We start from the raw sequence: 13,004 nt of genomic DNA, 5'->3' as shown, positions 1-13,004 counted from the left end.
CAGGAGTTCAGGAGTTCAGGAGTTCAGGAGTTCAGGAGTCAGGAGTTTGTTAATTTTGAATTGTCAATTATTCCCTATTCCCTATTCCCTATTCCCCATAATTAATTAAAACTCATCATCAAAATCGCGATCGCGCATCATTTTTGGATCTGGTGCAAAAGCTAACCACAAAGGAAATTGTAATAAGCCTAAACTAATTTGCTCCTCAGAATCATCAATGATAATTAACGGCATTTGATTAGATTTAACTAATCTATCTGCTTTTTGTGCCAAAGCCGTAGGTGCTTCAAATAGTACCACACCTCTATCGGGTCCAAAATCAGGACGACCAATACCTAAACAATCTTGTAAACCCCGTCGCCATTCGCCCAAACGTTCTGGACTATTAGCTAAAATCAGAGTACGTAGGCGATCGCCATATAATTTATGTAAAATCGAAATCCCCGACGAAGCAATCAAAATATTTTGCAACCTGCTACCCATCGTCCGTAACGCACCCCGTCCCCCCAAGGTAAAAAACCAATTAGAGACTCTTTCGGCGTGAACAGGTTCAAAAGTGCGCCTTAGCTGCCATGCCGGTCCATAATAATCAGGTTGGTTACGATATTGATCAATTAAACGGCGAATTTGTTTTGTTGTATCTTGAAACTGTTGTTGTGACAGTTGCAGAGTCGTAGGCTGTTCTTCAACAGGTTTGGTTTCCTTTACCGCTGGTTTTTCTCTTTCTCGTTCCTTCACAGCCGACACAAGTTGCAATTGCTCTGCTGCGGCTGCCAAATCCTGTAAACTACCTGTGAGATAATCTTTAAAACCCTGTACCCGAATTGCCAAATCTTGAGATGTACCTGCAAAAGTCGTTCGCATTTCATTTCTAATGCGTTCTTGTCGTCGTTCCAGTTGTTCTACAGAAATTTGCAGAGCTTGTTTACGTTGTTCTAAAAGTGCAAGTGATTCCTGCACCATTTTTGAGAGTGTTGTTTGAGTTTCGCTAATTTGTCCCTGAAGGGTTTTGTAAGTAATTTGCAGTTGGGATATTTCTGCTTTCAGTGCTGCTTCAGTTTCCTGTAAATCAGCTACTCGTTGCGCTGCTTGTGAATATAGTGAATTAAGTTCTAATTCTGACTCCAAAGCCACAGTTTCTGTTTTTTGTTCTGTTAGTTCTATTTGAGGTTCTTCGGCTTTTGTGTTGACGATAGGTGACTCAAAATCAACATCATCTGCTTGTGGTTTATCCGATGACGTTGGCGTTTCTGTCTCTAAAACTGAATCACGAGATAAATTTGCCGATGTTTCACCTATAGGACTTTGTGCTGGGGTTTCTTCCCACCATTCATCAATCGGTTTTGAAGTTTGAGATTCCTCTGGGTTCATAAACAATAATGTAATTCTATAACGCGACTAAATCAAAAGCACTCAGCACTAAATCCGTGGACAACGCTGTTCTAAACAAGATTTTAAGGTGTTGGGGTCAAATAAAATCGGTAAAAAGTGAATACTGTTGATTTCTTTAAAGTAAAACAGGATGGGAACTTTATTCCAGAAAATCCGCCAGTTTTGCCATTCTTGGTAAGGAAAACGCCGGATTAACTTTTCACCCCGGTAAAGATCAAAATCGGTGGCAGTAAATTGAAACCGCAGTGTGACAGCTTGCAACATCAAAAATAATCCCAGCAATGTCAACACTCCTCCTAGCCAAAATTTCATCAGCAGTAGGGGAATGGAAGCAAGCACCAACACAATAGGGATATTGTAACTTGGCTTGAGTTCTACCGTGGATAAGACGTTAGGCACAGATGAAGTAGTCACAATTTTTGCTCCTTTTGTCTATTGTCATTAAGTCGTTGGTCAGAAAAAATCCTACCCAGTCCCCAGTCCCCAGTCCCCAATCCCCAATCACAGTCCTGGAGACAGTCCACCACCTGTTCCCTGAAACATTAACCATGATAGAAAGAAATTGCTAATAAAGATAATTAGCAAGGCGGTAACAACAGCAGTTGTGGTTGATTGTCCCACACCTTTGGCTCCTCCTGTGGTGGTTAAACCCCAGCTGCAACCAATGATGGCGATTAAAACCCCAAAGCAACTGGCTTTAATCATGGCGCTAAATATATCCCAGATGTCGATAAAGTTACGGGCTGAGTCTAAAAATACTGAGTCTGAGAGGCTGTAAATGTGGGTGGCAATGATCATTCCTCCAAACATCCCGGTAATTAAGGATAGTAGGGTGAGGATGGGCAGCATTAATAAACAAGCTAGGATACGGGGAATAACTAAATAATCAATCGGGTCAGTTTTTAACATCAACAGGGCATCAATTTGTTCTGTGACTCGCATTGTGCCAATTTCAGCGGCAAATGCAGAACCAACCCTTCCCGCCAAAATCACTGCTGTTAGCACAGGTGTGAGTTCTCTTGTTAAGGCTACTGCTAACACTCCCCCAACTAAGTTTCCTGCACCAAAGTTGATAAACTCCCGCGCTACCTGAATTGTAAATACTGCACCCACGAAAACAGCCGTCAATAAGGCGATAAACAGGGAATCTGGACCGACGGCGGCTAATTGTTCTAATGTGTTGCGGCGATGGATTTTGCCTTTCATTAGGTGAACTATTACCTGTCCACCTAAAAAAATTGCTGCCAGCAATCGCTGACTCCATAAGCTTAAATCGGATTTGGATATAGTCTGGCTCAATGTTTTTTATCTAACTCGGTAACTGCTTTCAGAATAGCAAAAGTCCTCTACCCAATTTTAAAGTGAAACATTAGCTGACAACTTTCTGGTCAAACATTAACTTAGTTTAAAGACTCTCTCATAATATTAAGCAAAGTTTTCAACGTAACAAAACTCATTTAAATGAGTCTAAAATAGAAAAACATTTAAATATCAAGGGTTTGGCGGTTTGAAAGCCGTAAAGATAGCCCCATCACTTAATGGTTATACTACTATTGCTTTTTAATGAAAACTTAAGATTTTTGACAAATTGACCTTTCGGGAGCGATCGCACTTATTGTAGAAGTTGACATGGATTTGTTTTGCCGTTTCCTACATTCCTCCTCGAGAGTGTCTGATTATGAGTATATTTACTAATTTTCTCCGATCTTTACTACTCACTACCGTTTTCAGTTTTATTGCTCCGATGTTCTTAGTCGGTGGTGTATTGATCTTCTTGTGTCTTTCTGGCTTTGTTCCTGGTTTACAAGGGCTGACTGAGAATATCCCCTCTCAGATTCTGCATTTCCTGGCCACCTTTGGAACTGGTAGCCCCATGAATGGGTTGTTTGTCATCAGCCTGACTTGTGGTTTTGTCGGTGGGCTGTTTGATATCTATGCTTATTATCGCTATCAAATTCTTCGCCTTGATTCCTAAGTAATTCTTTAAATCTAAATATTGACTACGCGTTACTGTCAATTAATGACAAATTAAAGCTAAGTTAATTTTTTGGCTGTAAAACTACCGCTATCCCTAACTCAAATTGCAGTTGGTATGGCTATAATTGTTGTGAATAAATGTGAATAAACGTTGTTTTAGGCTTTAGTTATTTGTAACTAAATGACTATGACTTGTGCTGTAAATTGTTTATAGTTATTTGAACGAACTAAGTCTGGATTGTGTTTTGGGAATGATGGTTTTTTGCAATTATTACCAAAGCTATTGAAGATTTAGAAATTTAAATACATACTCCTTCATGAAGAAATATAGCAAATAAAACTATATACTAAATCTAAAAATTTCCTTAAGATTATGAATAGCATCATATTTGCTTGCTTATTATCTGGAATTGAGGAGCTTGTCTGACCAAGATTCGAGAATTTAAGATTGCCCTAATTACCCTGGGGACTGATATATATTAAATTTATTAATAAGTGATTAGATTGCTCATGATTTGGCCGTTTAGACCCAAGTTTCGTAAACAAATTGCGCGGATTGAAATCACTGGTGCGATCGCCGGTGCTACCCGCAAACACGTATTAGAAGCCCTCAAAACCGTAGAAGAGAAAAAATTTCCGGCTTTACTGCTACGTATTGATAGTCCTGGCGGTACAGTGGGAGATTCCCAAGAAATCTACAGCGCCCTGAAGCGATTAGGTAAAAAAACCAAAATCGTGGCGAGTTTTGGCAATATATCGGCTTCTGGTGGCGTTTATATTGGTATGGGAGCCGAACACATTATGGCTAACCCAGGCACAATCACAGGTAGCATCGGCGTAATTTTGCGGGGTAATAACCTAGAACGCCTCCTAGAAAAAGTTGGTGTTTCCTTTAAAGTGATTAAGTCTGGTCCTTACAAAGATATTTTGTCTTTTGATCGGGAACTGACAGAACCAGAAGAAAACATCCTGCAAGAGTTGATTGATGTCAGCTATCAGCAATTTGTACAAACAGTAGCTGAGGCTCGTGCTTTGGAGGTAGACACGGTAAAAACCTTTGCTGATGGGCGGATTTTCACCGGAGAACAAGCCTTAACATTAGGGGTTGTGGACCGTCTGGGAACAGAAGAAGATGCACGCCGCTGGACAGCAGAATTAGTGGGTCTTGATCCAGAAAAAACTCCCTGCTATACGCTAGAAGAACGTAAACCATTCTTGAGTCGGGTTCTACCAGGAAGTCGCCAAACAAAATCAGGAATTAGGTCTGGAATTGATTGGCTGGAATTTGAAATGTCTACAAGTGGTTTACCTTTGTGGTTATATAGACCGTAGATTAATGGTCAATAGTCACTAGTTAGCAGTTTTGATACTGATGACTAATGACTAGTGGCTAATGACTAATGACTAATTAAGGAGGACTTTGACAGTGGAATGGCAAATGAGGGCAATTCGTGGTGCAACAACCGTTGCAGAAAATAGCGTGGAAGCAATTAGAGAAGCAGTGACAGAATTAATTAATGAACTAGAAGAACGAAATCAGCTACAACCAACAGATATTTTAAGTGTTACTTTTTCTGTCACCCGTGATTTAGATGCTATTTTCCCAGCAGCGATCGCCCGCAATCGTCCTTTATGGGATAGTGTGGCTATGTTGGATGTCCAACAGATGTATGTCGAGGGCAGTTTACAGCGTTGCATCCGTTTTTTGATTCACGCCTATTTGCCAACTTCCGCCCCCGTTCACCACATTTATTTGCGTCAAGCGGCTAAATTGCGTCCAGACTGGGGTTTACAGCAAACGTTACAAACCTCACAGCAGGTAGTAGAAACAAAAGTTTAAAATTAGCAGGTTAATAATATTAAGTAAAAATAGCGCCCAATGACTTATTACAGTGGTGACGCGACTGCTCAACCTGCTGCTATTTCTGGAAAAATTTTCACTCATCGGGGAACAGGTGTTTGTGTAAAATTAGATGATTTTTTGGCGATTCTTTCTAAGAGTGAAGAACCGCTTGTCATTGTCACCAGTGAAGGGTTTTTTACAAAAATATACAAGTATGTAACGGCATATAAGGGTTTTGTTTTTTTTACAGAATCCTTAGATAAATTGGAATTTGCTAACAATATTGAGATCATTTACGCACAGAGTATAGGAACTGATATTTGAAGTTTTCAGCAAAGTAAAAATTTAGGATTAGAGACGTTCCACCGGAACGTCTCTACTGTGCAATTGCCAAAACTGATCGAAAAATTTTAGATTTTAGATTTTAGATTTTAGATTAAAATGAAAATCTGAAATCTAAAATAAAGGGTGGGAAGCCTCTCCATTCATGGAGAAAAAAAGACAAAAATTCGTTGTTCAAGTCTCTTCTTTAAAGAAGAGGTTAATCTAAAATACTCACGCAAATCCAAAATCTAAAATCAAGTGACCCCTAATTTTTACCTTCTATATTCATCCCCACAATCACCAATTATTTTATATAAATCCCGTGAGTGTTGAGAAACTAAATCTATTTTTCCTATATCATCAGCGTCTAAATTAAAACTAAACACCCTAGCATTATCTTGTAAATGTTCCGCAATTCCCAACCTGACACCTACAATTACACCTCCCACTGCTGGCTGATTTAAAATGTAATTTACAGCCACATTAGCAATACTCACCTGATGCTTATCAGCTATTTGTTTGAGTGTAGAAAGTAACTTTTGAAATAATTCCCAACCTCCCCAATTTTCAATCATTTGTTTATATTTTCTCAAGCTAGTAGTGTTAATTTCTAAGCTTTTAGGTTCTGGTTTATCTAGATATTTTTCTGATAATAAACCACCGCAAACACTACCATAAGTAAACAATTTAATATCGTGGTCTTGACAGAATTTAAGCATACTTACTTGCGGTCTTCTGTCAACTAATGAAAACTGCACCTGATTAGAAACAATCTTAATTCCTGCCTCGGTAATAATTTGCAAATGTTCCGTATCAAAATTAGTCAATGCTAAATGTTTGATTTTCCCCTCAGTTTGCAATTCCCCCATATATTTGAGAGCATCTAAATAATTAGAATCTCCATATTCCCACCAATGGAACTGCATTAAATCTAAGGATTTAACATTCATTCTTTTCAAAGATATATCAATATTTTCCTCAACCAGTTTTTTCGTCATCTTTCCAGGACGAGGAACCCATTTTGTAAAAGCTTGAATTTTATTAACGGCTTCTTCTCCACGAGTTGCAATTAATTGACGACGAAATTCACCAATAAAATCCTCTGCTGGTCCATAATGGTCTGCTAAATCCCAAGTAGTAAAACCAGCATCTACATATTGAAACATAGATGTAATAGCCGTTTTGGGGTTAATGCGTCCATGTCCCCCGGAAACCTGCCACATTCCATTTAAAATGCGGCAAATTTTTAAATCAGGGGTAAATTGTAAATAACTTTCTTCAGGTAACATCATATTTTTAATTGTGATTACTTCCAGTTTTTTTCAGCTTGTTCCAAAACATAAGCTGCCACATTTTGAATTTCTTCAGTTGTCAACCTTTCTTTATAGGCTGACATATTATTTTTACCATTAGTGACGATATTTGTAATCGCCTCTAAGGAATCCATACCATATTTTTTGAGTGAATTCTTTTTTAAATTCTTACCCCTTCTAATAATGTTACCACCATTGATATGACATCCAGCACAATGGACGCTAAAAACTTCTGCTCCATTTTGGGTATCTAAAGCCATAGCAGGTAAGGTAAAATTAATGATCCACAAACAAAAGGTGAATAATATCAAAACTATTATTTTTTTCATGTTTATAAGGATTCAAAATCAGATGTAAAGCCGGGGAAGTTAGCACATTTTTCTTGAAACTCCTCTGCATCGCTGACATCCTCGATTTTGTAAGACATGATGCGAGTTCCATCTGGAAGTTTTTTAGAACCAATCAATTCACCTTGATAATTTTCCGCCATCTTCTTAAACTCAGCACCATTGAGTTTCCACGCTTCCCCATCACAAGTGATATTTACACGCCACATAGTTAATTGCCAATAATTACCGATAGTATTCATCATCTCACAAATAGGCATTTAGGACAAATCACCTATTTGATTCTCTTTTTTCTATCTAAAGGAGGTGTTTAAAGAAGAAACGACTAATCCATAATGAAGATGTAACATTATGTCCAAATTAGCTAAATTCTGAAGGGGTAAAAATGCCTAACAACATTAAAGAAAAAATCCAAACAGATTTACAGGAAGCCAAAGCCACTGGACAGTTAAGAACAGAGAACATCCGTGAAATTGTTAAATCCGCAGTTTCTCAAGTTGCGGGTGAATTAAAAGAAGGTTCTAGCGAGTTACGCACCTTAGTTAAAGATGCTGTTTCCACAGTAATTGAAAATCTCCAAGAAAAAGGTAGCGAAATCAAAGAAGAAGTAACTGCATCTATTGAAGGTGCATTAGAAGGGGTGAATAGCAAAAGACATGAAGCTATTGTCAAAACCCAAACCGAACTAAAGGAAATCCAGGCGAAACTGGATAATGAAGAAGAACAACTTCAGCAAGAAGTTGAGGGAATGTTAGCAGAAATTGAACACACAAGTCAAGATAAATCAGCTAATATAAAAGATGCGATCGCATCAGCTATTAATGCTATGCAAGATAGTGAAGAAGTTACATTATTAAAGAAACGCTATGCACAATTGCAAGCACAGTTAGCTATTATTCGTGCCAATTTGGCCGCACGTTATGGCGGACGTTCTGGGGAAGTTAAAGACTATTTGGACGAAGCAAAAACCTGGTACAATCAAGCTCGTCCTCAAGCTGAAACCGTCGCTACACAGGTAGAAGAACAACACTCTCAGTTAGATAATAAACTGGGTGAAGCAGGTGCAGCAATAGCTAGAAAAGAACGTCAATTAAAGCAAAGTTTGAGAGAATTGCTATTAACAACTGCTGACTTATTCAAGGATAAAGAACCTAATAAGCAAGAGACTAATATTAAATAAATTCCATCTTGTCTCTTCTCAGAAAAATAGAAGTGAGGTGGGCAATGCCCACCTTTATTGGGAAATTTAAAAAGGTGATAAAACTTGAATTAATTGATAATCCTTGACAGTACCAATAACGCGATAATTTTTCGCTAAATTATCAGATTTAGGTATGTAAATCCAAGCATAACTCAAATTTGATAATTGAGATATTGAATCTACTGTCTGACCATGAATAGGAGTATAAAAATTAATTAATACAGAATTTTTGTCATCTGATTTGACAAAAGCTACCGGATTATTTTTGATAATTGATATAATAGATTCCTGTTGGAAAAATTTTCTAAATTCAGGATTAAAATCCCCTAACAAGCCTAAACTACCAGCCGTAGCTATAGATAGCCAACTGGCAATTAACCAACCACTTATCCAGTAACGAGCGGTGAGAAATGTTTGATGATAATGATAACGTATAATCCAAATTAAAGGCATAATTAAACAACATAATCCAGCAATTAAAGCGAGAATTGCGTATTTTTGAATATCAATAAAATCAGTCACAAAAACTATTAAACTTACTAAAATCAAAATCAGACCTAAAATACCAAAAGCATAACTAATATTCCGGGGAATATATGCTTTCTTTTGAGTCGTTTTTCCTTGCTGATAAATGTTGCCTAGCCAGTGTAAACCCACAGCCGCAAACATAGCAATAAAGGGATAAAGAAAAAGACTATAGTGAGAAAATCGAGTTGAGAATAAACTAATTTCTGTAAATAGGATGACTGGAAAACCTACTAATAGTAATTGGTAGCGAGGAGTTGGTTTAATAAGTACCAAAACTAACCCGAAAATGCTAAAAATAGACCAAGGAAAAGATTTTAAAGGAATATTCCAAAAATAGAAAAGTATGCCATTGCCATGTTGTTCATGACTACCAAGTTGCACCACAAACCCTAACAACTGGCCAAAACTATCATCCCCATAACGTAGCCAGTTAAACCACAACCAAAGTACAGTAGGAATTAAACCGACTAAGAACCCCAAATATAACATTGGGTTTGTGAGATGATGATGACGGCGATGTTCTCCAACTAAATAAGGTAATAAAGCTGCCAGTGGTAAAAAAATCATAAAGCTTCTCATTAAGAAGCCTAAACCAAAACTGACACCGACAATAAAACCATAAATTAGGCGATATCTAGGATATAATTCTGAGTTTAATAAACATAAAATAGCTAAATATACTAATAAAATTGTTGGTATATCAGGTGTCGATAAGCGACAATATTGCAGCCAGAGAAATTCCACACTCAAAATAGCAGTTGATAGATATGCTATTTTTTGATTTAACAATATTTTAGCGATTTGATAGATAACTAATATACTCAAAATTCCAGCAATCATGCTAGGTATTCGCGCCGTAGTATCACTGACACCAAATAACTTATAAAAAATTGCAATTAACCAATAAAAACCAGGAGTTTTATGATGAGCATTGTCCCAAGGTGCTATCCAGTCACCAGAATCAAACATCAAACGCGCTCTGCTGGCATAAAGAGCTTCATCATGTGCCATTAAGCTATTTTCCCCAGAAGTAAATAGCAATAAAGGTAGTAGCCAAATTAACAAAGTAGTAGAGTCAGACTTCGATAATAAATGAATTTGCTGCCTAATATAGACAAATAAAGGTGATTTATCAAACATTAAATTAATAGGAATAAAAGCTGATATGTAGATTTTGTGTTGGTTTTACTCTAAAATTATTTTGGTTAGTATACACAATCTCAAATCAAAATACTAACTAAATTCTGCCCAATCAGGCGAAAAATTATCTCAAACAAATTTTTATGCTGTTACAACCAAATCAACGTCTCAAGTTAGATGACACTGATGATAAATTATTTTATGACTACCCACGTTTTGTCACTCATGTTGATGAAGGCTTTATTCAACAGTTAACAGATTTATATCGTCAGCGACTCAAACCCAACACACGCATTTTTGATCTGATGAGTAGTTGGGTGTCTCATCTACCAACAGAACTAGAGTTTAATCATGTTGAGGGACATGGACTTAATGCTGAGGAACTGGCACGTAATCCCAGATTGAACCATTATTTTGTCCAAAATATCAACGAACAGCCCCAAATACCCTTACCAGATCAAGATTTTGACGCGGTTATCAACTGTGTTTCCGTCCAATACATCCAATATCCAGAAGCCGTATTTTCCGAAATTCACCGCATTCTTAAACCTGGTGGTGTAGCTATTATTAGCTTTTCTAACCGAATGTTTCATCAAAAAGCAATTCAAGTCTGGCGGGATGCTTCAGAACGTTCTAGAGTCCAATTATTGAAGCATTACTTTGCCTCAGTATCAGGATTTGGTACTCCAGAAGTAATTGTCAATCAATCAACAGCCCCGAATTTCTTACAGTGGCTGGGTTTATCTGGGGGTGATCCATTCTATGCAGTGATAGCTTATCGTCATAATCACGGTTAACCTTAAATTTTTGCTTTTTGACTAAATCAGGACGGGGATTTGTGCCTTTAGGATCATTTTGGAGGTTAAAAAGTAAATTACCAACCCACATGAGTGGGTTTAGCTGTTATTAACTCTGCGCTATACCTTCTTCTCTTGCGGCTTGTTTTACAGCAGCAGCAACAGCGGGAGAAACACGCTCATCAAAGACAGAAGGAATAATGTGTTCCTTGTTTAAATCTGAAGGTTTTACTAAAGAAGCGATCGCACTTGCAGCTTCTAAACACATGGTAGTAGTAATCGTACTAGCTCGACAATCTAAAGCGCCACGAAATACACCTGGAAAAGCGAGAACGTTATTAATTTGATTTGGGTAGTCACTGCGGCCTGTAGCCATAACTGTGACATTTTTAGGTACTAATTCTGGTTGAATTTCTGGGATCGGATTGGCCATTGCAAACACAATCGCATCTTTTGTCATTGCTTGTACCATTTCTGGTGTCAAAACTCCCGGTGCGCTGACACCGATAAACACATCCGTACCTTGCATAGCACCGGCTAAAGTTCCCTGGGCTTTCACGGCAAATTCGCGTTTTTCCTCGGTTAAATCAGTGCGATTGCTAGATATAATTCCTTTAGAGTCACACATCCAGATTTGTTCTGCACCGGCTTTGCGAAGTAACCGCGCGATCGCAACTCCCGCCGCACCTGCACCATTAATCACAATACGGATATCTGCAATGGATTTATTTACTAATTTCAAAGCATTAAATAACGCAGCCAAGGTAACAATAGCTGTACCATGTTGGTCATCGTGAAATACTGGTATATCTAATTCTGCTCGTAATCTTTTTTCAATTTCAAAACAGCGGGGTGCAGCAATATCTTCTAAATTCACACCACCAAATACAGGAGCGATATTTTTCACGGCTTTGACAATTTCATCTGTATCTTGGGTATCCAGACAGATCGGAAAAGCATCTAAACCCGCAAATTCTTTAAATAACATGGCTTTACCTTCCATAACTGGTAAAGCAGCAGCCGGACCCAGATTACCCAAACCTAAAACTGCGCTACCATCGGTGACAATAGCGATGGTGTTTTGTTTGATGGTAAGATGATAAACCTCCTCTGGGTTTTGAGCGATCGCTTTACAAATTCTTCCTACCCCTGGTGTGTAAGCCATTGCTAAATCAGAAACAGTCTTTAAAGGAATTCTACTAACAATACTAATTTTCCCGCCCCGATGTAAATTAAAAGTGCGATCGTAAACCTCTATGACTTTAATATCAGCTAATTCTTTTACTGCTTGAACAATAGTTTCTGCCTGTTCTGTACTAGCTGCATCTACAGTAATATCACGGATGGATTCTTGACGTGTTTGTTCAATTAAATCAATTTGTCCTAAATTACCACCATTGGTAGCGATCGCTTGAGTTACAGAAGCTAACATCCCCACCCGGTTGGGAATTTGCAAGCGTAGTGTCACACTGAAACTAGAATTAGGAGTTAAGTTTGTCATTGTGCTTTGCGCGATTTTAAATTTTAGATTTTATAGTGAATTGCTGGTAAAAGTTCTATTTTGATAAAAAAATATGACATTTAATGCTGGTAGTTAGGCGGTTACTGAAAAATTACTCGCGTTCTTGTATCAAGAAATACAATGCTAGATTCAGGCTTTACCTACGTCGTACCCCACTTCTTGGCTAACCATCTCGGCAGTTTTGACAATCAATTATCGCTGCTGATGGACTTGGGGCTTTTTTTTAAAAGGATTTACGCAAGTGTCACACCAAAAATCTGTTGTAGGGTGCGTCAGATATCAATAATCTGTTTATTTGCAAGATTTATGCAGTCTGACGCACCCTACCAATGTGCCAGTCCTGGATATATCAAAAATTCCCTGATTCGGCATAAATATAATTTATCCTTATCAAAAGTATTTTTTAAATAAGTTTTTTTCAAAAAAAAATTTTATTTTTAGGGTTCATGGGGTAGCGGCTGTGGTAAGATAGTCTTATTAATATAATGGAGTGTGAGCTATATTTTATCGAGGCACATATTCCCATTATAAGAATATCAGATCCAGAGGAAAAAGTCAATCGGTTGACACCCCAAAAAACGAAATTTTTTTTTGAATTTTTGATTTTTTTTAACTTTTAT

General features: G+C 37.7%; 14 protein-coding genes. 6 read left to right on the top strand and 8 right to left on the bottom strand.

The annotated features are described in order from the left end of the window. Positions 1–105: 105 nt before the first annotated feature. The 3 genes from VB694_RS13895 to VB694_RS13885 form a co-directional block, all read right to left on the bottom strand. A complete protein-coding gene (locus VB694_RS13895; protein WP_323360911.1) occupies positions 106–1,371 on the bottom strand; it encodes a DUF3086 domain-containing protein in 1,266 nt (421 codons plus the stop codon). A gap of 48 nt (positions 1,372–1,419) precedes the next feature. Further along, positions 1,420–1,806 carry a DUF3119 family protein gene (locus tag VB694_RS13890; protein ID WP_323360910.1) on the bottom strand — a complete coding sequence of 129 codons (387 nt, stop codon included), beginning with the start codon at positions 1,804–1,806 and terminating at the stop codon, positions 1,420–1,422. An 87-nt stretch (positions 1,807–1,893) separates the two neighbouring features. Continuing rightward, the gene (locus VB694_RS13885; RefSeq protein ID WP_323360909.1) at positions 1,894–2,691 is read right to left on the bottom strand and encodes an MlaE family lipid ABC transporter permease subunit; all 798 of its coding nucleotides are present in this window, start codon (positions 2,689–2,691) and stop codon (positions 1,894–1,896) included. Between the two features lie 379 nt (positions 2,692–3,070). On the opposite strand from VB694_RS13885, the gene VB694_RS13880 reads away from it, so the two are divergent. The 4 genes from VB694_RS13880 (at position 3,071) to VB694_RS13865 (ending at position 5,536) form a co-directional block, all read left to right on the top strand. Then, positions 3,071–3,367 carry a hypothetical protein gene (locus VB694_RS13880; RefSeq protein ID WP_323360908.1) on the top strand — a complete coding sequence of 99 codons (297 nt, stop codon included), beginning with the start codon at positions 3,071–3,073 and terminating at the stop codon, positions 3,365–3,367. Between the two features lie 512 nt (positions 3,368–3,879). Beyond that, positions 3,880–4,701 (top strand): signal peptide peptidase SppA, encoded by an 822-nt coding sequence (sppA, locus tag VB694_RS13875; RefSeq protein WP_323360907.1) that lies wholly within the window; start codon positions 3,880–3,882, stop codon positions 4,699–4,701. A gap of 94 nt (positions 4,702–4,795) precedes the next feature. Next, positions 4,796–5,209, top strand: a complete 414-nt coding sequence (aroH, locus tag VB694_RS13870; RefSeq protein ID WP_323360906.1) for a chorismate mutase — start codon at positions 4,796–4,798, stop codon at positions 5,207–5,209. A gap of 39 nt (positions 5,210–5,248) precedes the next feature. Beyond that, positions 5,249–5,536: a hypothetical protein gene (locus VB694_RS13865; RefSeq protein WP_323360905.1), complete on the top strand. Its 288-nt coding sequence runs from the start codon at positions 5,249–5,251 to the stop codon at positions 5,534–5,536. Between the two features lie 272 nt (positions 5,537–5,808). Here VB694_RS13865 and VB694_RS13860 read toward each other — a convergent pair whose 3' ends face one another. From VB694_RS13860 to VB694_RS13850, 3 genes are read right to left on the bottom strand one after another with little or no spacing between them, the layout of a single operon-like run. After that, positions 5,809–6,828 (bottom strand): aldo/keto reductase, encoded by a 1,020-nt coding sequence (locus tag VB694_RS13860; RefSeq protein ID WP_323360904.1) that lies wholly within the window; start codon positions 6,826–6,828, stop codon positions 5,809–5,811. A 14-nt stretch (positions 6,829–6,842) separates the two neighbouring features. Then, the gene (gene petJ, locus VB694_RS13855) at positions 6,843–7,178 is read right to left on the bottom strand and encodes a cytochrome c6 PetJ (protein ID WP_323360903.1); all 336 of its coding nucleotides are present in this window, start codon (positions 7,176–7,178) and stop codon (positions 6,843–6,845) included. Positions 7,179–7,180: 2 nt separating this feature from the next. Then, complete coding sequence (locus VB694_RS13850) at positions 7,181–7,405, bottom strand: hypothetical protein (RefSeq protein ID WP_323361007.1); 225 nt, start codon at positions 7,403–7,405, stop codon at positions 7,181–7,183. A gap of 176 nt (positions 7,406–7,581) precedes the next feature. Between VB694_RS13850 and VB694_RS13845 the strand changes: the two genes are divergently transcribed. Then, positions 7,582–8,376 carry a histidine kinase gene (locus VB694_RS13845; RefSeq protein ID WP_323360902.1) on the top strand — a complete coding sequence of 265 codons (795 nt, stop codon included), beginning with the start codon at positions 7,582–7,584 and terminating at the stop codon, positions 8,374–8,376. Positions 8,377–8,442: 66 nt separating this feature from the next. Here the strand turns inward: VB694_RS13845 and VB694_RS13840 are convergent, their stop codons facing one another. Continuing rightward, positions 8,443–10,065, bottom strand: a complete 1,623-nt coding sequence (locus tag VB694_RS13840) for a glycosyltransferase family 39 protein (protein WP_323360901.1) — start codon at positions 10,063–10,065, stop codon at positions 8,443–8,445. A gap of 143 nt (positions 10,066–10,208) precedes the next feature. Here VB694_RS13840 and VB694_RS13835 point away from each other — a divergent pair, with 143 nt between their 5' ends. After that, the gene (locus VB694_RS13835; protein WP_323360900.1) at positions 10,209–10,862 is read left to right on the top strand and encodes a class I SAM-dependent methyltransferase; all 654 of its coding nucleotides are present in this window, start codon (positions 10,209–10,211) and stop codon (positions 10,860–10,862) included. A 109-nt stretch (positions 10,863–10,971) separates the two neighbouring features. Here the strand turns inward: VB694_RS13835 and VB694_RS13830 are convergent, their stop codons facing one another. Next, positions 10,972–12,363 (bottom strand): malic enzyme-like NAD(P)-binding protein, encoded by a 1,392-nt coding sequence (locus VB694_RS13830; RefSeq protein WP_323360899.1) that lies wholly within the window; start codon positions 12,361–12,363, stop codon positions 10,972–10,974. Positions 12,364–13,004: the final 641 nt, after the last annotated feature.

This window comes from Anabaena sp. UHCC 0451 (assembly GCF_034931405.1).
GTDB lineage: Bacteria > Cyanobacteriota > Cyanobacteriia > Cyanobacteriales > Nostocaceae > RDYJ01.
The sequence above is the reverse complement of the archived record's forward strand: the minus strand, read 5'-3'. Positions and strand labels throughout refer to the sequence as shown.

What these genes read in the sequence shown, in the direction of transcription:
- VB694_RS13860 (WP_323360904.1), bottom strand. Translation starts at nt 6,828, where the DNA reads ATGATGTTACCTGAAGAAAGTTATTTACAATTTACCCCTGATTTAAAA.
- VB694_RS13830 (WP_323360899.1), bottom strand. Translation starts at nt 12,363, where the DNA reads ATGACAAACTTAACTCCTAATTCTAGTTTCAGTGTGACACTACGCTTG.
- VB694_RS13840 (WP_323360901.1), bottom strand. Translation starts at nt 10,065, where the DNA reads ATGTTTGATAAATCACCTTTATTTGTCTATATTAGGCAGCAAATTCAT.
- VB694_RS13880 (WP_323360908.1), top strand. Translation starts at nt 3,071, where the DNA reads ATGAGTATATTTACTAATTTTCTCCGATCTTTACTACTCACTACCGTT.
- VB694_RS13865 (WP_323360905.1), top strand. Translation starts at nt 5,249, where the DNA reads ATGACTTATTACAGTGGTGACGCGACTGCTCAACCTGCTGCTATTTCT.
- VB694_RS13835 (WP_323360900.1), top strand. Translation starts at nt 10,209, where the DNA reads ATGCTGTTACAACCAAATCAACGTCTCAAGTTAGATGACACTGATGAT.
- VB694_RS13895 (WP_323360911.1), bottom strand. Translation starts at nt 1,371, where the DNA reads ATGAACCCAGAGGAATCTCAAACTTCAAAACCGATTGATGAATGGTGG.
- VB694_RS13845 (WP_323360902.1), top strand. Translation starts at nt 7,582, where the DNA reads ATGCCTAACAACATTAAAGAAAAAATCCAAACAGATTTACAGGAAGCC.
- VB694_RS13850 (WP_323361007.1), bottom strand. Translation starts at nt 7,405, where the DNA reads ATGTGGCGTGTAAATATCACTTGTGATGGGGAAGCGTGGAAACTCAAT.
- petJ (WP_323360903.1), bottom strand. Translation starts at nt 7,178, where the DNA reads ATGAAAAAAATAATAGTTTTGATATTATTCACCTTTTGTTTGTGGATC.
- sppA (WP_323360907.1), top strand. Translation starts at nt 3,880, where the DNA reads ATGATTTGGCCGTTTAGACCCAAGTTTCGTAAACAAATTGCGCGGATT.